Origin of the sequence: Nonomuraea sp. NEAU-A123, from assembly GCF_018603905.1 — a bacterium.
GTDB lineage: Bacteria > Actinomycetota > Actinomycetes > Streptosporangiales > Streptosporangiaceae > Nonomuraea.
The window spans coordinates 266,409-288,064 of the sequence record NZ_JAHFZZ010000014.1; the positions used below are offsets into that span (position 1 = coordinate 266,409).

16 protein-coding genes are annotated in these 21,656 nt (G+C 69.7%); 8 read left to right on the top strand and 8 right to left on the bottom strand.

Annotated elements, in window-relative coordinates:
* The first annotated feature begins 45 nt into the window (after positions 1-45).
* Positions 46-570, top strand: a complete 525-nt coding sequence (locus KLK06_RS37520; protein WP_214640387.1) for a DUF305 domain-containing protein — start codon at positions 46-48, stop codon at positions 568-570.
* 39 nt (positions 571-609) lie between these two features.
* On the opposite strand, the gene KLK06_RS37525 is transcribed toward KLK06_RS37520, so the two are convergent.
* Positions 610-1,635, bottom strand: coding sequence for a LacI family DNA-binding transcriptional regulator (locus KLK06_RS37525; RefSeq protein WP_214640388.1), 1,026 nt, complete (start codon positions 1,633-1,635; stop codon positions 610-612).
* 85 nt (positions 1,636-1,720) lie between these two features.
* Complete coding sequence (locus tag KLK06_RS37530) at positions 1,721-3,055, bottom strand: DUF1996 domain-containing protein (RefSeq protein ID WP_214640389.1); 1,335 nt, start codon at positions 3,053-3,055, stop codon at positions 1,721-1,723.
* A gap of 236 nt (positions 3,056-3,291) precedes the next feature.
* On the opposite strand from KLK06_RS37530, the gene KLK06_RS37535 reads away from it, so the two are divergent.
* The 7 genes from KLK06_RS37535 (at position 3,292) to KLK06_RS37565 (ending at position 14,121) form a co-directional block, all read left to right on the top strand.
* Positions 3,292-6,252: a discoidin domain-containing protein gene (locus KLK06_RS37535; protein ID WP_308168622.1), complete on the top strand. Its 2,961-nt coding sequence runs from the start codon at positions 3,292-3,294 to the stop codon at positions 6,250-6,252.
* A gap of 67 nt (positions 6,253-6,319) precedes the next feature.
* Complete coding sequence (locus KLK06_RS37540) at positions 6,320-8,401, top strand: discoidin domain-containing protein (protein ID WP_250906609.1); 2,082 nt, start codon at positions 6,320-6,322, stop codon at positions 8,399-8,401.
* A 293-nt stretch (positions 8,402-8,694) separates the two neighbouring features.
* Positions 8,695-9,801, top strand: a complete 1,107-nt coding sequence (locus KLK06_RS37545; RefSeq protein WP_214640391.1) for a substrate-binding domain-containing protein — start codon at positions 8,695-8,697, stop codon at positions 9,799-9,801.
* Positions 9,802-9,936: 135 nt separating this feature from the next.
* On the top strand, positions 9,937-11,250 hold the full coding sequence (locus KLK06_RS37550) for an ABC transporter substrate-binding protein (protein ID WP_214640392.1): 1,314 nt from the start codon (positions 9,937-9,939) through the stop codon (positions 11,248-11,250).
* 65 nt (positions 11,251-11,315) lie between these two features.
* On the top strand, positions 11,316-12,212 hold the full coding sequence (locus KLK06_RS37555) for a carbohydrate ABC transporter permease (RefSeq protein ID WP_214640393.1): 897 nt from the start codon (positions 11,316-11,318) through the stop codon (positions 12,210-12,212).
* Positions 12,209-13,126: a carbohydrate ABC transporter permease gene (locus KLK06_RS37560; protein WP_214640394.1), complete on the top strand. Its 918-nt coding sequence runs from the start codon at positions 12,209-12,211 to the stop codon at positions 13,124-13,126. Before KLK06_RS37555 ends, KLK06_RS37560 begins: the two co-directional genes overlap by 4 nt.
* Positions 13,123-14,121: a hydroxyacid dehydrogenase gene (locus KLK06_RS37565; protein ID WP_214640395.1), complete on the top strand. Its 999-nt coding sequence runs from the start codon at positions 13,123-13,125 to the stop codon at positions 14,119-14,121. The genes KLK06_RS37560 and KLK06_RS37565 overlap by 4 nt, the downstream gene beginning before the upstream one ends.
* Positions 14,122-14,152: 31 nt before the next feature.
* Here KLK06_RS37565 and KLK06_RS37570 read toward each other — a convergent pair whose 3' ends face one another.
* The 6 genes from KLK06_RS37570 to KLK06_RS37595 form a co-directional block, all read right to left on the bottom strand.
* Positions 14,153-14,317 (bottom strand): hypothetical protein, encoded by a 165-nt coding sequence (locus tag KLK06_RS37570; RefSeq protein ID WP_214640396.1) that lies wholly within the window; start codon positions 14,315-14,317, stop codon positions 14,153-14,155.
* Between the two features lie 158 nt (positions 14,318-14,475).
* Positions 14,476-15,387 (bottom strand): hypothetical protein, encoded by a 912-nt coding sequence (locus KLK06_RS37575; RefSeq protein WP_214640397.1) that lies wholly within the window; start codon positions 15,385-15,387, stop codon positions 14,476-14,478.
* A gap of 425 nt (positions 15,388-15,812) precedes the next feature.
* Positions 15,813-16,442, bottom strand: coding sequence for a DUF6182 family protein (locus KLK06_RS37580; RefSeq protein ID WP_214640398.1), 630 nt, complete (start codon positions 16,440-16,442; stop codon positions 15,813-15,815).
* Positions 16,443-16,555: 113 nt separating this feature from the next.
* The gene (locus KLK06_RS37585; RefSeq protein ID WP_214640399.1) at positions 16,556-17,440 is read right to left on the bottom strand and encodes a hypothetical protein; all 885 of its coding nucleotides are present in this window, start codon (positions 17,438-17,440) and stop codon (positions 16,556-16,558) included.
* Entirely contained in the window at positions 17,433-19,961 is a 2,529-nt protein-coding gene (locus KLK06_RS37590) for a phosphotransferase (RefSeq protein ID WP_214640400.1), read from the bottom strand. The genes KLK06_RS37585 and KLK06_RS37590 overlap by 8 nt, the downstream gene beginning before the upstream one ends.
* Positions 19,958-21,631 carry a GH3 auxin-responsive promoter family protein gene (locus tag KLK06_RS37595; RefSeq protein ID WP_214640401.1) on the bottom strand — a complete coding sequence of 558 codons (1,674 nt, stop codon included), beginning with the start codon at positions 21,629-21,631 and terminating at the stop codon, positions 19,958-19,960. Before KLK06_RS37595 ends, KLK06_RS37590 begins: the two co-directional genes overlap by 4 nt.
* Positions 21,632-21,656 lie beyond the last annotated feature (25 nt).

Genomic DNA, 21,656 nt, shown 5'->3' on the forward strand with positions numbered 1-21,656 from the left:
GGGCGGGCCTTCCGGTCCGCCCGGGCCCGATCAGGGGGGACGCCGGTGGTACGGGTCTTCGTGTTCCTGCTGCTGTCCGTCCTGCTGCTCGGCTGCTCCCCGGCTCCGGAGCAGCCCAAGAAGGAGTTCAACGCCACCGACGTGGCCTGGCTGCAACTCGCCGACGCCTTGCACACCCGCGCGCTGCCGCTGCTCGGGCTCGTTCGCGGGCGCTCCGGCAGCCGCACGCTCGCAGACCTGGCCGCCCGGCTCGGCAGAAAGCACGAGAACGAACGTGCCCGGCTGCGCGCCCTGCTCGCCCGGGCGCGCGTCACCGGCGAGAACCCGCACGTCCAGCACGACATGCCGGGCATGCCCACGGCCGACGACCTCCGTACGCTTACCGGCCTGCGGGACGACGCCTTCGACCGGCGGTTCGTCGCGTTGTTCCGGGCGTATCTGGACCAGCTCGTGCTGGTGGCCAAGGGCGAGCAGAGCTCGGGTAGCGCGCCCGAGGTACGCGAACTGGCGGCCGCGTTGGAGCGCGACCACACTGCCGACCTCGCCGGGCTGGAAAGGGCCGGCGGCTGATCCTCTCGACCCACCGTTCCGGAGGACCGGGGACGTTGGTCAGGCGGAGGCGCGCAGGATCAGGGCAGGCTCGAAGATGACGGAGGTTGCCGCGCGCCCCGGCTCTTCGATGTGTTCAAGCAGGAGACGCCCCATTTCGGCGGCCATGTCCTCGACCGGGTGCCGGATCGTCGTGAGCAGCGGGCGGCAGGCGGTGGCGGCGCTGCTGTCGTCGAAGCCGATCACGGCCACGTCGTCGGGCACGCGGCGGTCGTGGTGGCGCAGTGTGTGCAGCGCGCCCTGAGCCATCAGGTCGTTGGCGACGAACACGCCGTCCAGATCGGGCTGTACGGCGAGCAGGCGCTCCATGGCCTGCTCGCCACTGTCATAGGTGAAGCCACCCTCGGCGTAGGGGACGAAGGCGTGCCCGTGGCGAGCCATCGCATCCTGGAACCCGGCCAGGCGTGCCCGAGCGGCGGGCACGTCGAGGGGGCCGCAGACGGTGGCGATGCGGCGGCGGCCCAGAGCGACGAGGCGGTCGGCGGCCAGCGCGGCGCCCGCCCGGTGGTCGACGTCCACGTAGCTGATCGGGAGCGGGCGGGCCGGGCGGGCGAACAGCACCGTCGGCACACCCGTCTCAACCAGTTGTGCCGGCAGGGGGTCGGCGGAGTGCGTGGAGACCAGCAACGCCCCGTCGGCGTCACCTTGGCGCAGGTAGGAAAGGACCTGCGCTTGGCTGTCGGCGGTCTCGGCGAACATCAGCACCGGGTGGATGCCGCGCGGACGCAGGAAACTGACGATGCCGCTGACAACGCGGCCGAAGAACGGATCGGTGAGGATCGGGCTGGGCGAGGAGTCGTCGCCCACGCCGGACAACACCAGGGCAACCGTGTCGGTGCGCCTGGTGACCAGCGATCGGGCGGCGCGGTTGGGCACGTAGCCCGTGGTGGCGATGGCCTGGCGCACCGTCGCCTGGATGGCGGGATCGACGTTGCGAATGCCGTTGATCACCCGGGAGACGGTGGCACGGGAGACCCCGGCCACTCGCGCCACGTCCTCCAGAGTCGGAGATCCCGCTTGTTTCACCAGCTTTTTATAACACGCGCAACGGAGAGCGCTCTCCTACCTGTATAAGACTGTTACGACGGCGGCCGGCGGCCTTCGGAGATCATCAAGGCAGCTCGTAGTCCTCGGTCAAGGCCGCGCCCCGGTGCGGCTTGTAGAGGTCGTAACCGCGCGCGTTGCACTGCAGCCCGCCGTTGATGCAGTGGGTGACCAGCGCGTCGAGGATGCGCGGGTCGTCCCAGGCGTTGAAGAAGTCGTAGTGCCAGGAATAACCACGACCACTGGCCAGGCGCGCCTGCGACAGGTCCCCGCTCGCCGGAAAGGCGATTTTGAACTCCAGCATCGGCACCGCGACCGGGTGGCTCGAGGGACAGTAGCCGCCGACCGGGTAGGCCATGTGGCTCTTGTGGTTGGGACTGTCGAGGTTGACCCCGTCCCAGCAGCTCGGCGCCTGGAAGCGCACGTTGACCTGGCTGCCGGGCGCGCAGTAGGCGGGGATGTCCCAGCTCTTGGACAGGTCTCCGCACTCGAAGCCCTCGACGGCGCCCGGGTGGTTGCGGAACTCCTCCTGAGTGGAGGCCGGGCTGCCGACGACGAAGCGCAGCCCTTGCGGGAAGGGCTGCACCCGCCAGTACTCCAGGATGCCGGACTTGTAGTAGATCACCTGGTTGCCGGTGGGTTCGATGAGCTGGTTGCCCACGTAGAAGCTGGGGAACCAGTACGCGGACTTGTCGTGGTGGTTGGTGCACGAGGTGCCGCCGGCCAGCAGCGACGAGGAGGTGCTGTGGGCGTTGGTGGTGGTGTTGCCGACAAAGGTGTGCATATGGGACGCGCCGGGCAGCCCGGGGTAGACGATCGGGTCGTCGGGCCGGTCGGCGGTGAGCGAGCAGTTGGCCTGGAACTCGTGGTGGGTGACCTCGTCGGTGAAGGTGGGCTTGGGTCGGGGTGTGGACTCGCTGCCGCCGGCGCCGTACACCTGGAACTCCCAGAGGGAGTAGCCGTAGCCGTTGCCGCGGGCGGTGCCGTACATCCGGACGTAGCGGGCGGTGCCGTTGACGGTGTGGGTGTCGATGCCGCCGTCGCCGCCGGTGATCGTCTTCAGATCGGTCCAGGTGCTGCCGTCGAGGGAGCCCTGGAGCTTGTAGTCGCGACCGTAGGCGCTCTCCCACGACAGCACGACCTTGGTCAACACCGCTGGAGCGCCCAGGTCGACCTGAATCCACTGGGGGTCGGCCCAGGCGCTCGACCACCTGGTGCCGGGGTCTCCATCGAAGGCGGCTCCAGCCACGTTGGCGCCGCCCTCCGATGAGGACGCCGAGGCGGGCCTGCCCAGGGACAGCACGGTCTCGGCCGCGGCGGGCAGGACCACGGCCAGGCCGGTGGCCACCACCGCGCAGACGATGGCGGCGACTAACGCGAGTCTTCTTCGGAACGCGGGCATGGTGTCTCTCCTCGGGCGGATGACCAGAAGGGAGAGCGCTCTCTCCGAGAGTGGACGCCTATTCGACGGTTTGTCAAGGCGGTGTGAAACCGCACGCTCTCATTACACCTCTATGACCTGGACATTTCAGTCCTGCAAAAATTTGGGCCTTGACGAAGCCTCGATCAGGAGGGAGTCTCCGGCTCGGAGAGCGCTCTCCTACGTTGGCACCCCCCACCCTTGAGGAGAGAGCGAACGTGCTACCCGCCCGATTCCGGCTCGGCCTGATCGTCGTCCTGATGGCGGCTCTGGCCGGGCTCGGCCCGGTCTCGGCCACCGCCGCCGCGGTGGCCGAGACCCTGCTGTCGCAGGGCAAGACCGCCACAGCCTCCTCCATCGAGGGCGCCGGCACCACCGCGGCGATGGCGGTGGACGGCAAAGCCGACACCCGCTGGTCCAGCGTCTGGGCCGACCCCCAGTGGATTCAAGTCGACCTGGGCGCTCCGGCAACGCTGAGCCGGATCGTGCTCACCTGGGAGAGCGCCTACGGACGCGACTACAAGCTCCAGGGCTCCCTCGACGGCAGCACCTGGACCGACCTGAAGACGATCACCGGCAGCGACGGCGGCATCGACACCCACACCGTCAACGGCACCGCCCGCTACGTCCGGATGTACGGCACCGCCCGCGGCTACTCCCTCTGGGAGTTCCAGGTGTACGGCGCCGCGGACGCCCAGGAGCCCGGCGACTGGAGCGAGGTGTGGCGCGAGGACTTCACCGGTCCGGCCGGCGCCTCGCCCGCCACCGCCAACTGGATCAAGCGCACCGGCACCTCCTACCCCGGCGGCGCCGCCAACTGGGGCACCGGCGAGGTCGAGACGATGAGCGACTCCACCGCCAACCTCAGCCTCGACGGCGACGGCCACCTGACCATCAAGGCCCTCAGGGACGGCGCCGGCAACTGGACTTCCGGCCGCATCGAGACCCAGCGCACCGACTTCGAGGCCCGGCCCGGCGAGATGGTCCGCCTCAGCGCCCGGCTGAAGCTGCCCGACGTCGCCAACGGCCTGGGCTACTGGCCCGGCTTCCGCGCCACCGGCGCGGCCTACCGCGGCAACTACACCAACTGGCCGGGTGTCGGCGAGACGGACATCATGGCCGGCGTCAACGGCGCCGACGAGTTCTCCAGCACCCTGCACTGCGGCACCGCTCCCGAGGGCGTGTGCAACGAGTACAACGGCCGCACCAGCGGCCTGGCCACCTGCGGCGGCTGCGCGTCCGGCTATCACGAGTTCTCGCAGGTGATCGACCGCACCAAGACCGATGAGGAGATCCGCTTCTCCCTCGACGGCAAGCAGACCTGGGTGGTACGGCAGAGCCAGGTCGGCGTCGCCGCCTGGCAGGCGGCCGTGCACCACGGCTTCTACCTGCGGCTGGACCTGGCCATCGGTGGCTCGCTGCCGAACGCCATCGCCGGCTTCACCACGCCGACAGCCGAGACGGCCTCGGGCGGCGTGCTGAGCGCCGACTGGGTGTCCGTCTCTCGTCAGTCCGGTGCCACCCCCGCCCCGATGACCGACCCGCCGGTTCCGGCCGGGCCGAGCGTCGTCAAGGTGACCGGCGGCAACGGGAACTGGCAACTGGCGGTCAACGGCCAGCCGTACCAGATCAAGGGTCTGACCTACGGCCCGCCGCAGGCCGCCGCCGACGGCTACCTGCGCGATCTGAAGGCCATGGGCGTCAACACCATCCGCATCTGGGGCGTGGACGACACCAACACCCCCGGGCTGCTGGATGCCGCCGCTCGAAACGGCATCAAGGTGATCATCGGCCATTGGCTCAACCAGGGCGCCGACTACGCCAACGACACCGCCTACAAGAGCGCGGTGAAGAACGAGATCGTCGCCCGCGTCAACGCGCTGAAGAATCACCAGGGAACGCTGATGTGGGACGTCGGCAATGAGGTCATCCTCACCATGCAGGACCACGGCCTGCCCGCCGACGTCGTGGAGCAACGTCGCGTGGCCTATGCGCGGTTCGTCGACGAGCTCGCGGTAGCCATCCACGCCGCCGACCCCAACCACCCGGTCACCTCGACCGATGCCTACACCCACGCCTGGAGCTACTACAAGGCCTACTCGCCCGCGCTCGACCTGCTCGCGGTCAACTCCTACGGCGCCGTCGACACCGTCAAGGACGACTGGATCAAGGGCGGGTACGGCAAGCCGTACATCGTCACCGAGGCGGGACCGGACGGCGAGTGGGAGGTCCCCAACGACGTCAACGGTGTCCCTGACGAGCCGACCGACCTGCGGAAAGGCCAGATGTACACGGCCAGTTGGAACGCCATCAGCGGGCACACCGGGGTGGCGCTCGGCGCGACCATGTTCCATTACGGTGTGGAGAACGACTTCGGCGGCGTCTGGCTGAACGTCACCCCGGGCGGCTGGCGGCGGCAAGGCTTCCACGCTCTCAAGCAGGCCTACACCGGGCAACCCACCGGCAATACCCCGCCGCGCATCACGTCGATGACGGTCAACTCGCAGACCGCGGTCCCGGCCGGGGGCACCTTCACCCTCGACACCCAGACCAATGACCCCGACGGCGACCTGATCCGCTACCACGTGATGCTCAGCGACAAGCACGTCACCGGTAACCGCGCCTTGCGGCACGCCCGCTTCACCCAGAGCGCGCTTGACCGGCTCACCGTCACCGCGCCCGAACAGCTCGGCGTCTGGAAGGTCTACGTCTACGCCTACGACGGCCACGGCAACGTCGGCATCGAGCAGCGCTCCTTCCGTGTCGTCCCGCCGCCCGTGGCCGGCGTCAACGTCGCCCAGGGCAAGCCCACCACCGCCTCCAGCTACCAGCCCACCGGCGACGGCGGCCCGTTCGCCCCCGACCGGGCCACCGACGGCAGCTTCACCACCCGCTGGGCCAGCGAGTGGTCCGACGCCCAGTGGATCCAGGTGGACCTGGGCGCGATCACCCCGATCAAGCACGTGCAGCTCGGCTGGGAGGCCGCCTACGCCCGCGCTTACCGGCTGCAGGGCTCCGTCGATGGCAGTACGTGGACCGACCTGAAGACCGTCACCAACGGTGACGGCGGGTTCGACAGCTTCGACCTCACCGCTTCGGCCCGTTATGTCCGGCTCGCCCTCACACAGCGCGGCCTGCCGTTCGGCTACTCGCTGTGGGAGTTCGGCGTCTACCGCTGATTGGATGATGATGCGATCGAGATCGGCCGCCCTGGCGGCTCTGTTAAGCCTGCTCACCGTCCCACTCATGGCCGCCGCGCCCGCCCGCGCCGCCGCATGCTCGGCCGCCGACGCCGCGCTCGGCCGTCCGGCCGTCGCCTCATCGGCCGAACGCGGCGACCTGGCCGCGGCCAAGGCGGTCGACGGTGACCCCGGAACCCGCTGGTCGAGCCTCTCCAGCGACCCGCAGTGGATCCAGGTGGACCTCGGCTCCACCAAGAACATCTGCAAGGTCGACCTGTCCTGGGAGACCGCCTACGGCAAGGACTTCACCATCCAGGCCTCACCCGACGGCTCGGCGTGGACCACGCTGAAGACCGTCACCGGCGCCGTCGGCGGCACCTCCGCCTACGACGTCAGCGGCGAGGGCCGCTACCTGCGTGTGTACGGCACGGCCAGGGGCACCGGCTACGGTTACTCGCTCTGGGAGCTCGGCGTGCACACCCAGGACGGCGGCTCCTCCTTGCCCGGCGGTGGCGACCTCGGCCCGAACGTCAAGGTCTTCGACCCGTCGATGCCCGCCGCCACCATCCAGGCGCAGATCGACCAGATCTTCGCGCAGCAGGAGGCCGCCCAGTTCGGGCTGGGCCGTTACGCGCTGATGTTCAAGCCAGGCAGCTATGACATCAACGTCAACACCGGCTTCTACACCTCCGTGCACGGCTTGGGCCGCAACCCCGACGACGTCACCGTCAAGGGCGTCAGCGTCGATGCGGGCTGGCTCAACGGTAACGCCACCCAGAACTTCTGGCGCTCGGCGGAGAACCTGTCGGTCACACCGTACGACGGCACCAACCGGTGGGCGGTCGCTCAGGCCGCGCCGTTCCGCCGCATGCACATCCGCGGCGCGCTCAACCTGGCCCCCAGCGGGTACGGCTGGGCCTCCGGTGGCTACATCGCCGACAGCAAGATCGACGGCCAGGTCGGCTCCTACTCCCAGCAGCAGTGGTACACCCGTGACAGCTCCATCGGCGGCTGGTCCAACAGCGTGTGGAACATGACCTTCTCCGGCGTGCAGGGCGCTCCTGCGACCAGCTTCCCCGAGCCGCGTTACACCACGCTCGACACCACCGCCGTCAGTCGTGAAAAGCCCTACCTGTACCTCGACGGCCAGGACTACGCGGTGTACGTGCCAAGCAAGCGGATGAATGCCCGCGGCGTCTCCTGGGCCGGCGGGCCCACACCGGGCACGTCCATCCCGCTCAGCCGCTTCTATGTCGCCAAGCCCGGCGTCAGCGCCGCCACCCTCAACCAGGCGCTCGCCCAGGGCCTGCACCTGCTGTTCACCCCGGGCATCTACCAGCTCGACCAGACCATCGAGGTCAACCGGCCCGACACCATCGTGCTCGGCCTCGGCGTGGCCACCCTGGTCCCGCGCAACGGCGTCGTCGCCATGAAGGTCGCCGACGTGGATGGGATACGGCTGGCCGGCCTCCTCATCGACGCCGGACCGGTCAACTCACCCGTCCTCCTCGAGGTCGGGCAGGTCGGCGCGCACACCGACCACGCCGCCGACCCCATCACCGTCCAGGACGTATTCGTCCGCATCGGCGGCCAGTTCGCCGGCAAGGCCACCGTCAGCGTCGCCGTGCATGCCGACGACACCGTCATCGACCACACCTGGATCTGGCGCGCCGACCACGGCGAGGGTGTCGGCTGGGACGCCAACCCCGCCGACTACGGCCTGCGTGTCTACGGCGACGACGTGCTGGCCACCGGTCTGTTCGTCGAGCATTACCAGAAGTACAACGTGGAGTGGTTCGGCGAGCGTGGCCGCACCATCTTCTTCCAGAACGAACTGCCCTACGATCCGCCCAACCAGGGCGCCTACATGAACGGCTCGGTCAAGGGTTGGGCCGCCTACAAAGTGGCCGACTCGGTGAACCAGCACGAGGGCTGGGGGATGGGCAGCTACTGCGTGTTCACCAGTGACCCCACCATCGAGGTGGACCACGGCTTCGAGGCACCCGTCAAGGCGGGGGTGCACTTCCACAGCCTGCTGGTGGTGTCGCTCGGCGGGAAGGGACGCTACAACCACGTCATCAACAACACCGGCGGGCCGGCGCAGGGTGCGGAGACGGTCCCGGCCACCGTGACGACCTTTCCCTGACGAGTCTGGCGTGCGGGCGTCATCAGCCCGCACGCATACTTGCTCCACGCCGTGGTTCACCGACCTGGCGTCAGTTGCCGCGCGGGCCTCCGGCATTCTGGCCGGTGACTTCCTTCACGTGGACACCGTGTTCCTCAAACGCCTGTATGTGTGGTTCGTCATGGAGATCGAACGCGACGCGTGCCCCGGCGGGGTGGCCGTGGGCCGTCCCGGAAGTGGAATCGTTCGCTTTCGAAAATGAACGTCAGCGGTACGATGACGAATGAAACACACTGACGGGAAGGAGCCTCCACGTGCTGGCTGAGGAACGACACGGGGCGATCTTGCGAGAGCTGAGCCGTAAGGGCTCGGTCAAGGTGGCGGATTTGGCCGCCGGCCTTGGCGTCTCGGCCGTCACCATCCGGCACGACGTGCGGGAGCTGGCCGGGCGCGGGCTGCTGGTCCGGGTGCACGGCGGCGCCGTGTCGGTCTCGGACGCGCCACCGCGGGAGCGCGCGCGGGAGGGGGAGGAGCCGGCCGCCGGCGAGCAGGACAGGGAGCGCGCACGGCCCGAGCCGTACGTGCTCGGCATGCTCGTGCCGCAGACCGCGTACTACTTCCCGGCGGTGATCAGGGGCGCGCAGGAGGCCGCACGTGAGCTCGGCGTGCGCATCACCCTCGCGGTCTCCCGGTACGACCTGGAGGAGGACCGCCGCCAGGTGGCGCAGCTGCGGGCCTCCGGCGTGGACGGGCTGCTACTGACGCCGAGCGACAACCCCACGCTCTCGCCGGCCACGGAGCAGTGGGTGAACCAGCTCGACCTGCCCGTGGTCCTGGTCGAACGGCAGGCGGGCTGGTCGATCCCGAAGGCGGAGCAGGTGGTCACCGACCACGCGTACGGCGCTTATCTGGCCACGTGCCATCTCGCCGGGCTGGGACACCAGCAGGTGGCGCTGTTCGCCTGCGAGAGCAGGACCACCCCGTGGATACGCCAAGGGCACGAGGTCGCCCAGCGCTCACTCGGCCTGCGGGAGGGGCCGGTGCGGATGTTCCCGCGCGCCGCCCCGGGCGAGCAGACGGCGATGGACGAGCACGTCGACGATCTCCTGGGCGTCATCAGGGACGAGGGCGTGCGTGCCGCTCTCGTGCACAATGACATGGACGCTCTCTCCCTGGTCAGGCAGCTACGCAGCCGGGGGGTCTCGATACCGGAGGATCTGGCGATCGTGACCTACGACGACGAGGTCGCCGCCCTCGCCGACATCCCCCTGACCGCGGTGTCGCCGCCCAAGGAGGAGGTGGGGGCCGCGGCCGTGCGGATGCTCGTCGATCGCCTGAACGATCCGGACCGGCCGCTGCGGGCGCAGCTGCTGCGGCCGAGGCTCCGGATCCGGGCCTCGTGCGGTGCGTCTCTCGGCTGATCCATCCTTTCGTTTTCTTTTGTTTTCCATCGCTGTAACGCAACTGTAACTGATCAATGCTCGGAAGCGCATTGACAGGCTTCATTCGAAATCAAATGATTGCAGCCATCTTCACTCCCTCCCTGGATGGTGCACATGAAGCCTGGACGCCTGCGGATTTCGGCCCTCCTCGCGAGTGCTGTCGTGTCGCTGCCGGCACTCGCCGCATGCGGGGGCACGGATTCGGGTGCCGCCGGTGCGAAGCCGGGGCCGGACGTCATCACGTTCCGCTCCTTCGTCAAGGCCTCTGACGTCGTCACCGCCGCTTTCAACAAGACCCACAAGGACTTCCAGGTCAAGTGGGAGAACGTGCCGAGCGGCGGGGACTACTACACCAAGCTGGCCAGCTCGGTGAAGGCCGGCAACGTTCCCGACGTGGCCATCGTCGAGTACAACCAGCTGCCCGATGTGGTCAGCCAGGGTGAGCTGGAGGACCTCACCGAGACGGCGGGTCCGGTGGTCGCCAAGGACTTCCCCCCTCAGGTCCAGCAGCTGGTGAACCTCGGCGGCAAGACGTGGGGCATCCCGCGCGACGTGGCCCCACTGGTGTTCTTCTACCGGAAGGACTTCTTCGACAAGCACAAGCTCGAGCCGGCGAAGACCTGGGACGACTACACGAACCTCCTTGAGGAGGTGAAGAAGGCCGATCCGAAGGCCCGCGGCGGGATCTTCGCGACCGCCGACCCCGGCGTGGTGGCCGCGCTCTCCTGGCAGGGCGGCGGACGGTGGTACGGCACCGAGGGCCAGTCGTGGAAGGTGACCATCGACGACGAGCCGTCCAAGAAGGTAGCCGCGTACTGGAACGACCTGGTCCTGAAGAGCCTGGTCGGCACGTACAACTCGACGAGCGACGACGCGTTCTTCCAGGCGGTGCAGAAGGGTGAGGTCGTCTCCTACCTCTGCGCCAACTGGTGCGCGGGCGGCCTCCAGTCCACCGTTCCCGACCAGAAGGGCAAGTGGGCCATCGCACCGATGCCGAGCTTGGACGGCCGGCCTGCCTCGGCGATGCTCGGCGGCTCGGCCTTCACCGTCCCCAAGGGCGCCAAGCACCCCGAGCAGGCCCTCGAGTTCATCAAGTGGATCACTACGGATCCCGAGGGCATGAAGGCCTGGCTGTCCAGCGGCACCAGCAGCATGATGCCCGCCGCGCCGGCCCTGCTGCCTGCCACCGGTGCCTTCAAAACCGACTTTTTCGCAGGCCAGGACATCTTCTCCGTCGTCTCCAAGGCGTACGAGTCGGTGCCGGCCGGCTGGACGTGGGGGCCGAGCGCCGGTGTGACGGGGACGACGATCTCCGACTCGCTCGGCAAGGTCGCCAGCGGCGAGGCGAAGCTGGCCGACGTGCTCACGAGTGCCCAGCAGGCCACCGTGGCCGACTTCAAGAGCCGCGGCCTGAGCGTCGCCCAGTAGTGCCATCCAGGACGGGTGTCCGCCCAGGAAGGCGGACACCGCCTTCGACCAGTGAAGGAGATGCCGTGGCGACCCGCCCGCTCCGGCGGCAAGGGCGCACCGCCGCCCTGCTCATCGGCCCGTTCCTCCTGCTCTTCCTCACCTTCTCCATCGCGCCGCTGGTGTACGCGGCGTGGCTGAGCCTGTTCACCGAGCGCAGCTCCGGCCTCGGTTTCGGCGGCGTCGAGACCTTCTTCACCGGCCTCGGCAACTACGGCCGGGCGCTCGGCGACGCGGCGTTCCGCGACAGTTTCCTGGTCATCGCGGCGTACGTGCTGCTGTACATCCCGGTGATGATCGGGGGTGCGCTCGTGCTGGCGCTGCTGCTGGACTCGGCCATGGCACGGGCGAAGCGCTTCTTCCAGCTCGGCCTCTTCCTGCCGCACGCCGTACCGGGACTCATCGCCGCGATCATCTGGGTGTACCTGTACACGCCTGGGCTCAGCCCGGTGATCGACCTGCTCGAGTCGGCCGGCGTGAAATGGAGCTTCCTGTCGGCCGGCCACGCCCTGTTCTCGGTGGTCAACATCTCCACCTGGGAGTGGATCGGCTACAACATGGTCATCCTCTATGCCGCCCTGCAGGCCATCCCGAGGGACGTCCTGGAGGCGGGGACGGTCGACGGGGCGAGCGGGCTGCGGATCGCCCTGCGGATCAAGATGCCGCTCATCCGCCCGGCGATCGCGCTCAACGTGCTCTTCACCGTCATCGGCGCGCTGCAGCTCTTCACCGAGCCGAAAGTCATCTACCGGGCGTCGACCGAGATCGGCAGCTCCTGGAGCCCGAGCATGTACGCGATGCGGGCCGCCTTCGACAACCACGACTACGGCCTGGCCGCGTCCGCCTCGATCCTGCTCGCCCTGCTCGGCGCCGTCCTGTCCTTCATCGTGACCCGATTCTCCGCCCGGAGGACGCAGCCATGACCCTCACCGCCACGTCCGCACCGGCGGTCCGCGCTTCCACACCGCACAGGAAGCCCGGTGCCCGCCTCATGCCGCGCCTGCTCTCACGTACGGCGGTCAACGGCGTGCTCGCCCTCGCCATGCTCTACACGGTGATGCCGTTGCTGTGGCTGCTCATGGCGGCCACCAAGAACATGCGCGACCTGTTCGGCACCAACGGTTTCACCTTCGGCCGGACCTTCGACCTCGGGCCCAACCTGGCGCACCTGTTCGCCGCGGACGACGGCATCTACCTGCGGTGGCTCGGCAACACCGCCCTCTACGCCGTGGGAGGTGCCTTCATCGCGACCACGCTGTGTGTCGCGGCGGGATACGCCTTCGACAAGTTGTCGTTCCCGCTCAAGGAGAAGATCTTCGGGCTGATCCTCCTCGGCGTACTCGTTCCGGCCAGCGCGATGGCCCTGCCGATCTACCTGCTGGCGTCGAAGGCCGGCATCGTCAACACCTTCTGGGGCGTCTTCCTCCCGAGCCTGGTCTTCCCCTTCGGGGTCTACCTGGCCAGGGTGTTCAGCGCCGCCTACGTGCCGGCCGAGGTGATCGAGGCGACCCGCGTCGACGGCGCCGGTGACCTGCGGACCTTCGTCAGCATCGGCTTGCCGATGCTCCGCACGGCCTTCGTCACCATCTTCCTGTTCCAGTTCACCGGCATCTGGAACAGCTTCTTCCTGCCGCTCGTGATGCTGACCGATCAACATCTCTATCCGCTCAACCTGGGTCTGTACACCTGGCAGACCACGTCGCTGAACCAGGGCCACCCAGAGGACTACCTGCTCGCCATCACCGGTTCGCTGGTGGCCGTCGTGCCGCTGGTCATCGCCTTCGTGGTGCTGCAGCGTTACTGGAAGGCGGGCATGACCACGGGAGCCGTCAAGTGACCCTTCCCCGCGCGTTGCTCGCCATGGAGCCACGATTCATGGACGGCCTGTTCGGGCCGGACGGACTCGACCGGCTCACCCGCCTGGTGGACGTCGACCCCGGTCTGGTCGTCGATGACTTCACGGACGTGCCGGAGCTGGCCTCGGCCGAGATCCTGGTCACCTGCTGGGGTTGCCCGCCCATCGACGCGGCCGTCTTGCGACGGGCACCCGATCTGCGCGCCGTCGTCCACGTGGCGGGCACGGTCAAGAGCTTGATCACGGACGCCTGCTGGGAACGCGGCATCGCGGTCTCGTCGGGGGCCGCCACCAACGCGCTCCCTGTGGCCGAGTACACCGTCGCCGCGATACTGTTCGCCGGCAAGCGGGTACTCGGCATCAGGGACCTCTACCGCGCCGAGCGCCGCGCCCTCGACTGGGCCGCGCACTTCCCTTCACTGGGCAACTACCGCAAAACCGTCGGGATCATCGGGGCCTCTCACACCGGCCGCCGCGTGCTCGACCTGCTCCGCCCTTTCGACCTCGACCTGCTGATCAACGATCCCTACCTCGACGAGGCCGGAGCCGCCGCGCTCGGTGCTCCGCTGGTGGGCCTCGACGAGCTGCTGGCCGCCTCCGACGTGATCTCCGTGCACGCCCCGGCGCTGCCCGAGACCCGCCACATACTGGACGCCCGGCGCCTGGGGCTGCTCTCCGACGGCGCCACGCTCATCAACACCGCACGCGGCTCGCTGGTGGACATGACGGCGCTCACCAAGGAGCTGGTCTCGGGCCGGATCGACGCCGTGCTCGACGTCACCGAGCCCGAGATCCTCCCGCCGGACTCGCCACTGTACGACCTGCCGAACGTCCTCCTCACCCCGCACATCGCCGGCTCGGCAGGCGGCGAGCTGCGCCGCCTGGCCCATTCGGCCCTCGACGAGCTGGACAGGTACGTCCGTGGCGTCCCGTTCGCACACCCCGTTCTCCCCGAGACGATCGGCCGCTCGGCATGATACGGACAAGCCCATGACGAATCGGAGCGGTTCACGTGCCGTCGATCAGCCGGATGGCGATTGCGGGGCTGAACTGCCCGGCCGGCACGGTGGGGGCGATCCCGCACGGCCCTCGACCGCTGCCCCGATCACAGACCCCAGGCGAATCGCCGACCTGGACATACGCCGACGAGACCGGCTCGGTGGCGTACTCCACGAGTACTCACATGCCGCTTGAACTGCATGGATGGAATTTTCGGCAGGCGCAGGGTCGCGCCCCGTCGGCGTACCGGCGCACTTTCCGCGCCTCGGGCGAAAGCATGAGTCCCCCGGCTCGCGCGAGCCGGGGGACCGGACCTCCTGGTTACTGACCGGCTACTGGGCGCGCTGGTCGTACAGGCCGTCCGCCATTCGCGGCAGTGGCGCGGGGTACGTGCCCTGGCCATCGTCGCTGAACTCTCCGCCGTACGACGCCTGCCACTGGCCGGTCGAGGTGTTCCTGATGGAGGTGTGGGTCAGCGTGCCACCCTCCGTGTTGTAGCTGTACAGGCCCCAATGGTGAGCGGTGCGGTCGTTGGTCCCCGACTTGGCGCTGACGGTGTCGTCGGTCTCCGAGGCGAGGAAGGTGTAGTCCGTACCCATCTGGGACTGCGGCTGCTTGCCCAGCCAGCTCAGGAAGCCACTGCCCGGACGCATGTCGCTGCACTGCTCGTGGGTGACGGCGCACGCGGTCACCACCGCGCTGCCGATGCCCTGGTGCGGCGTGGCGAACGTGACCATGTCCTCGATGTACAGGAACGGGGGCCAGTCACTGGGCCACACGGTCGCCCCGATGTTGTTCTTGTCGACTGTCAGCCCGCTCAGGTCGGGCGGCGTCTTGCCCACGCCGTACCTGTTGACGCCTTCGATGGCCGCCTTCGCGACCAGGCCGCCCATGGAGTGCGTCACGACGTCGATGGCCACGTCATGGCTGGAGTACAGGTAGTAGACGGTCCACGCGAACTGGCGGCCGACCTCCTGGATGCGTGTGTCGGTGGTCCCCTGAAGCCTGAGGTCGCAGTTGGTGGCGTTGTTGTAGTAACCGAAGGTGACGACGTCGCCCCAGCCGTTGGCGTTCAGCAGCTTCTCGGCGCTGTTCCACGCGCCGGAGCAGCTGATGTCGGCCTCGCGGTCGAACCCGTGGACCATGACGGTGACCCGGTGCCCGTCGCTCCGCGCGGGCGCCGCCGACGCGGCCGGCGCGGTGGCGATCATGGCGGCCGTCACCATGGCTCCGACCATGGACATGACTAAACCGGATCTGGCTAATTTGCGCATCCACGCTCTCCGTTTCGGTGAAATCAGAGGCAGAGTAGTGCACGGACGATCAGCTGTGAATCGGTCGTTCAAGTGCCGCCGGCCGTCGATTCAGGACAGCAGAGCGGTCAGGACTTGTTCGCTGCGGACCGGGCCGATGGTGGGGCCCTTCTCCAGCTCGACCAGGCGGTGCTGCTGGATGGGAGAGAAGAACCAGCCGAAGACGCCCCAGACGCGCGTTCAGCCTGTCCGACTACGTCATGAGCTCGGTCGTCATGCACGTGAGCCTGCAGGAGCGCGATGAGCAAGCCCGCCGGCAGTAGACCGACCGGCCCCCCGACGGCCAGGACGATGTGCTGCCCAGGGTTGTGCGGTGCTGTCCAGGGCTGCGCGGGGTCAAAGCGTGAGGGCGGACGTCAGAGGGTGAGGTAGGCGTGGGCACGCAGGCGGGTCGGCGAGCCGGGGTCCGATACGACGCGTATCCGGGCGTTGGCGGCGGGGGGCGGTGGGGCAGGGAGGTGGTGGAGGAGTAGGTGGCCGAGGCCGGTGAGGAGGCCGTCCAAGGTCGCTTCCGCGATCACGTGGTTGACGTGGACCAGGTAGTCCTCGAGTGACAGCCCGGTGACGGGGACGTCGAGGCGGGCCATGGTGTTCCCGTTCCCCAGAGGGATCTCCTGGGTGAGGGGGGCGGTGAGGCCGCGGGGGCCGCGGAGCGGGCGCAGCAGACGGCGGAGTCCTTCGCGGGACGTCAGCGGGGCGGGCGCGTACCAGGCGATGGAGCCGTCGGGGGAGACGTGGTCGAAGGGGTGACGATCGGCCAGGTTGCGAGGGTCGCCGGCGAGGAAGATCGTGCGGGTGAAGGCGGCGTACCAGGGGCGGCTCTGCGAATCGGGGAGGGCGGTGGCGAAGTGGTACGCGGCGGCAGCGAACGTGGCGGGGTCGAACGCGCGCAGGACCGCGATCACGCCGATGTCCCGCGTCGTGTGCAGGCCGGTGGGCTGGGCATCGCGGACGCGGGCGAGTCTCGCTTCGAGGTGAGCGCGCAAGGTCTGCTGCTCGAGAGCGTCCGATGAAGCCGAGGGTGTCATGGGCCGGCCTTCTGGAGCGGGGGGCGGCTTCGGGCATATGGGCCGGTGAGGGGCATGGGGTGGTTCCGGGGTCATATGCCGGCGAGTTGGGCTACTTCGGCGGCGATGTCGTGGGGTGGGCGGTGGTCGGCGCGGACACGGTGTACGCGCACCGAGGTGAAGGTCTGGAGGGCATTGTCGTAGCCGTCCCAGATCAAGGGGAGCAGGTCGGCGCGTTCGTGGGGTTCCGGGCGGCGGTCGCGGGTTCTCAACCGGCGGGTGGCCTCGGCGACGTCGATGTCGAGCAGGATCGCCACGTCGGGCGGTGTCACCGCGAAACGGGTGGCGAACTCGGTCACCATGGCCTCAGGGGGCAGAGTGAGCAGGCCGATCAGCTCTTCGCCCAGGGTGTCGAGTCGCGGTGCCCGTCCTCCCCGACGGCGGGCGAGGGTCTGGCACCACGCGAGGGCCGCCTGGACGGAAAGGGCGGGCATGCGCGTGAGCTGTTGTCGCAGGACGGCAGGGCGGCCCGGTTCGATGACCGCGCCGATGGCTCGGCGGTAGAGCGGCAGGTAGGTGAGCGTGTCGATGAGTGGGTGCCGCTCGGTGATGATCGCTCCGGTCTGCTGGCCGGTGAAGAAGCGCTCCGCCACGCTGTACGTGCACATCTGCAGGTAGAGGATGGCGAGCTTCAGGTCGGGACTGCCGAGGCGGTCGGCCTCCGTGGACAGGATGTCGAGGTGCCGGGACAACTCCCTGAGGGGGCCGCCAGGATTTTCGTGGGGGCGCAGGCACGACAGGACGACATGGGGGCGGACCGCGGGGGAGCGCCGGGCGAGCAGGCGGGCACATGTGCTCTTACCGGACCCGTCGATGCCGAGCAGCGCCACCCGTACCGGTGCGGCGGGCGTCGCGTCCGGCGCCGGGCGGGCGGTGTTCGGGTCGGCCGGTGGCGCGGTTCGTACGGGGTCAGGCATCGGGGCACTCCATCGTGGCGTCCTCGATGGCGATCAGGCGCAGTGTCGTGGCCATGACACGGCCCAGGAACGGCAGCTCTCGTTGGGTGTGCACCATGACGTACACGAGCAGCCTCGTCACCGCGAAGTCCCACAGCGCCAGGCGGTAACCCTCGCGCCACTCCTCCGGCTTGCCCAGATGGCCCACGGCCTGCCGGTGCAGGTCGAGGAACTCCGTGACCCGCGACTCGCCGACGTCCGGCGGCAGCACGAAGGCCAGCAGCTCCGCCAGGTCCCGCTGCGGGACGTGCAACGTCGCCAGCTCCCAGTCGTAGGCGACCAGGCGAGGGGCGGATGAGTGCAGGGCCGCGTCCGGCTGTTCCCGGGCGAAGGGGGCTGATGTCGCGTCTGGCGGGGGGTACGGGCCCAAGTCGTCGGCGGGTGGGGCTGAGCTCGTGACCGGCGAGTGAGGGGCGGGCGAGTGAGGGGTGGGGGAGCGTAGGGCGATGTTGCGGGGGTTGAAGTCGTTGTGGACCAGGGTGCGGGGCATTGACTCCAGCCGCCCCCACCACCGCGGGATCTCCTCGACGATCCGGCGGAGCCGGCGGGCCGAGGCGGCGTCCACCAGCTCCGGGTACTCGGTCGCGGCGTGCTCCAGCAACGCGCCCCACAACTCCCGCATGGCCGTCATCCGCTCCGCGCTCTGCACCGGTCCCAGCCAGGCGCGCAGTTCGTCGTGGCGGCCGAGGAAGGCCGTGTGCACGCCCGCGATCCCGCGTACGGCCGCGGCCAGGTGCTCCGGGCGCCACTGTTCCGGGGTGTCGGCGCTGTCCAGGTGCAGTACGCCGGGCCCGAGGCGTTCCATGGCGATGACGTAAGCCTCCCGCCCCGCGTCCTCGTGCACCCCGTACGTACGCGGCAGCACCGCCCGCAACGCCGGCTCCGCGTGGCGGTACACGGCGAGCTCACGGGTGTGGAGGCCGGTGAAGCCCGTCCAGTCGCGCCAGCGCGGGTACAAGTCGGCCACCTGACCCCCGCACAGCGAGGCGAGCTTGGCGGCCTCGATGATCACTTCCTGGTCGAGGGGTTTGACCTTGAGCAGCAGGTCCGTCAACCCGTCACCGTCGTCCCGCCGCCAGGCCACGCGGACGGGGAAGATGCCCGTGGTCTTGCGGCGGTCGGCGCGGGCGGTGAGCTCGGTGATGAGGCTCGATCCCGGCGTGTGGTCGATCCAGGTGACACCGGTGACCTCCAAGCCGGGCGCGTCCATGGCCTGGGCCAGCATGGGCCGCAGCATGGGGGCGCCGAGGTCGTCGCGGCTGAGCCAGTTCACCCGCCGGCCGCGGCCGAGCCGTTCGTGCGCGTCGGCGAACTGGCCCCCGGCCACGGCCGCCATCGTGGACAGGTTGAGCGCGAGGGCGAACCCGCAGATGATCTCCGCGAAGCGGGCGGCGTGGCCTTCGCCCCGGCAGCCGAGCACGTCCAGGTAGTCGCTCTGACGCACCAGCCTGGTGCCGCCCCCGACCACCCCGGTGACAAGGCTCGGCAGGACGAGCGTGGCCCGTATGTCGCCCTCGGACACGTCCACGGAGAACAGGCCGGTGCCGGACTCGTACACGCTGGCGATGTCCTGCCCGGTCGCGACGAAGATGGCCGCGATGACGTTCGCCGCGTCGATGTCGTGTCCCGCCATGCCGGCCTGCTGGCCGGCGAGCACGCTGTGCCGGTAGAGCCGGTCGATCGCGTCCGGCGTGCTTTTGAGCACGCGGCGCACGGTCGTGCGGTCCAGTACGCATTCGGCCGCGACCCGGGTGCCGCGCCCGGAGATCATGTTCAGGTGGGTGAACTTCTTGTCGCCGCTCAGGTTCGCCTCGATCGCGAACCAGGTCGGCGCGAGCCCCGGCATGGTGGCCAGCCGGTCGTTGATCCACCGGCAGGCCCGCCAGGTGGCGGCGGTGGTCATGTTCTGGCCGCCCGCGTCGGCGGTCTCGTACACGAACCGCACGTGTACGGCCCTGCCGAGCTGTACCGGATCGACCGCCGTCAGCCGCGAGTGCGCCGACACCTCCGCCACCCGCCGGTCCAGCTCGTCCTTGCACGTCACGATCCAGCGGGCGAACTCGGCCGCCGCCCCCAGCCCCGCGAACTCGAAAAGGGGCGCCCGCGTCATCCGCTGCGCGATGACCTGGCTCGTCACCCCGCCCGCCAGCGTGATCGCCTTGGCGCCGCGCGCGACCGAGGCGACCAGGGCGCCCTCGGTGGTGGCCAGCGGCGCCGTCACCATGCCCTGCGCGTGGCGGCCGGTGAACAACATCGGCCCGGCCAGGCCGACGGGGATGTCCACGACGCCGACGAAGTTCTCCAGGTTGCCCGGCAGCGAGCGCGGGTCGATGGTCGACTGCTCCAGGGAGCGCAGTGAGGCGTTCGTGGTCGTCCGCAGCCAGGCGAGCAGGTCCTGCCGGGCCTGCTCGGTGTACTGGCCGCGGCCGGGCAGGCTGGGGTACGACGTCTCCCGCAGCGAGGGCTCGACGGTGTCGGTCAACGCTCTGTCTCCGTACCTGAGAGGACACGTGTCCACGCGCCCGGATCGTCCCTGAACACCCGGTCCTTGACCCTGGTGGGCCGCTCGCCGTCCTCCACCCGGCGCCGCCACTCCCGCCAGAACGCCTCCACCGGCACCGCGTGCACCAGCGGCTCGGCCAGGGTGCCCGGCCGGCGGGCAGCGGCGTACCCGGGCGCCTCACGGCACAGTTCCTCGTCGAGCGCGGCGGTGAAGGCCCGCGTTCGCGGCGGCGGGGTGGCGAAGGCGACGGCTGCCTCGTGGCGGGACGTATCGGTGCCGGCCCGGTACATCACCTGGCGGACGGCCAGGCCGGTCGCCTCGCCGGCCGCCGCCACCGCCCGCAGTACGTGCGACTCGCGGACCCGTTCGCCCGCCACGGAGACCAGGCCGTCGCGGCACGAGTACTCCACCACCGGCGTCGCCCCGACGAACCCCACCACCTTCACGATGTCGCGCACCGCGCACCGGTAAAGGCCGCCGACATGCGACACCACCACGTGGTACTCCTGGCCTTTCTGCAGCTCGTGCGGCTCCAGGGTGTCGCTCCACGGCTCGATCCGCTCGTCGGCCGGGATGAACTCGTACAGGCAGCCGGACACCATCAGCGCCCCGCCCGACGCGCGGCCGGACAGGGGAACGGCCAGCGGCCCCTCCGACGACCCGATCGGCGCGGGACGGATGTGCAGGTCGGCGCCGTACTCCTCGCGCAGGCCCGGCAGATACAACCTGGACACGTAGGTGTTCCAGGTCAGGAGGAGTTCCAGGCGCGGCCACACGTCGGCGGGGCGCAGCGTGCCGCGCCGGGCGGCGGCCCGCTCCAGGTCGGCCGCCCGGCCGGGGTCAGGTGGCCGGATCGCCAGGCCGCCCACCGTCCCGTCCCTGATCTCCCGCACCATGCGGGGCCACCAGTGGGCGAGCTGGTGCGGCAGCGCGGCCGCGATCGCCGGGTTGACCGCGATGATCCCCCGTACGTCGTGCTCGGCGGCCATCCGGAGCCGCAGGTAGCAGCGTTCCCACGGGCCGGCGTCGGCCAGCTCGTCCGGCAGGCGGCTCCAGGGCGCCCGGTTACCGAGTCCGACGGCGAGGTCCTCGCCCGCCTTGGCGAAGTCGAGCTGGCTGGGGCCGATGTGCGGCCGGCCGCCGAGCGTCGCGGCCGCCGGTGAATGAGGGTCCTGCCACAGGTTGAGCACGGCGTCATCGCGGGTGGGCAGATCGGGATGGTGCCGTACGAGCTGCGCGAAGCCCGCGAAGTAGAACGGCAGGAAGCAGCGGCGCAGGAACCCGGCCGTCACCGGGATGCTCTTCTCCCCGCCCGTCGTGCCGCTGCTGGCGAAGAACGCCGTGGGCTCCTCGCTCGTCAGCACCCCGCGCTCCCCGGCGTGCACCCGCTCCAGCCACGGCCGGAACTCCTCGTGCCCGCGGATCGGCGTCGCCCGCCGGTACCTGGCCGCGCCCCGCACCCCGGCAAGGCCGTGCTCCCGGCCGAAGGCGGTGTCCCCATTCGTGGCGAGGATCTCGGCCAGCACCGCGGCCTGGGCGGCGCGCGGGTCGTCCAGCGAGGCCAGGGCCTTGCCGCTCTCCAGCAACACCCGCCGCCGGTACGCCTCGGCACGTTCGGCGGCGGAGGCGAAGGTACGGTCGGTGGTCATGGCCCTCCCGGTCGTGGACTGTCGG

Excerpts from the sequence above, each read along its gene's own strand:
- KLK06_RS37530 (WP_214640389.1), bottom strand. The coding sequence starts at position 3,055 with ATGCCCGCGTTCCGAAGAAGACTCGCGTTAGTCGCCGCCATCGTCTGC.
- KLK06_RS37540 (WP_250906609.1), top strand. The coding sequence starts at position 6,320 with ATGGCCGCCGCGCCCGCCCGCGCCGCCGCATGCTCGGCCGCCGACGCC.
- KLK06_RS37550 (WP_214640392.1), top strand. The coding sequence starts at position 9,937 with ATGAAGCCTGGACGCCTGCGGATTTCGGCCCTCCTCGCGAGTGCTGTC.
- KLK06_RS37560 (WP_214640394.1), top strand. The coding sequence starts at position 12,209 with ATGACCCTCACCGCCACGTCCGCACCGGCGGTCCGCGCTTCCACACCG.
- KLK06_RS37575 (WP_214640397.1), bottom strand. The coding sequence starts at position 15,387 with ATGTCCATGGTCGGAGCCATGGTGACGGCCGCCATGATCGCCACCGCG.
- KLK06_RS37585 (WP_214640399.1), bottom strand. The coding sequence starts at position 17,440 with ATGCCTGACCCCGTACGAACCGCGCCACCGGCCGACCCGAACACCGCC.
- KLK06_RS37595 (WP_214640401.1), bottom strand. The coding sequence starts at position 21,631 with ATGACCACCGACCGTACCTTCGCCTCCGCCGCCGAACGTGCCGAGGCG.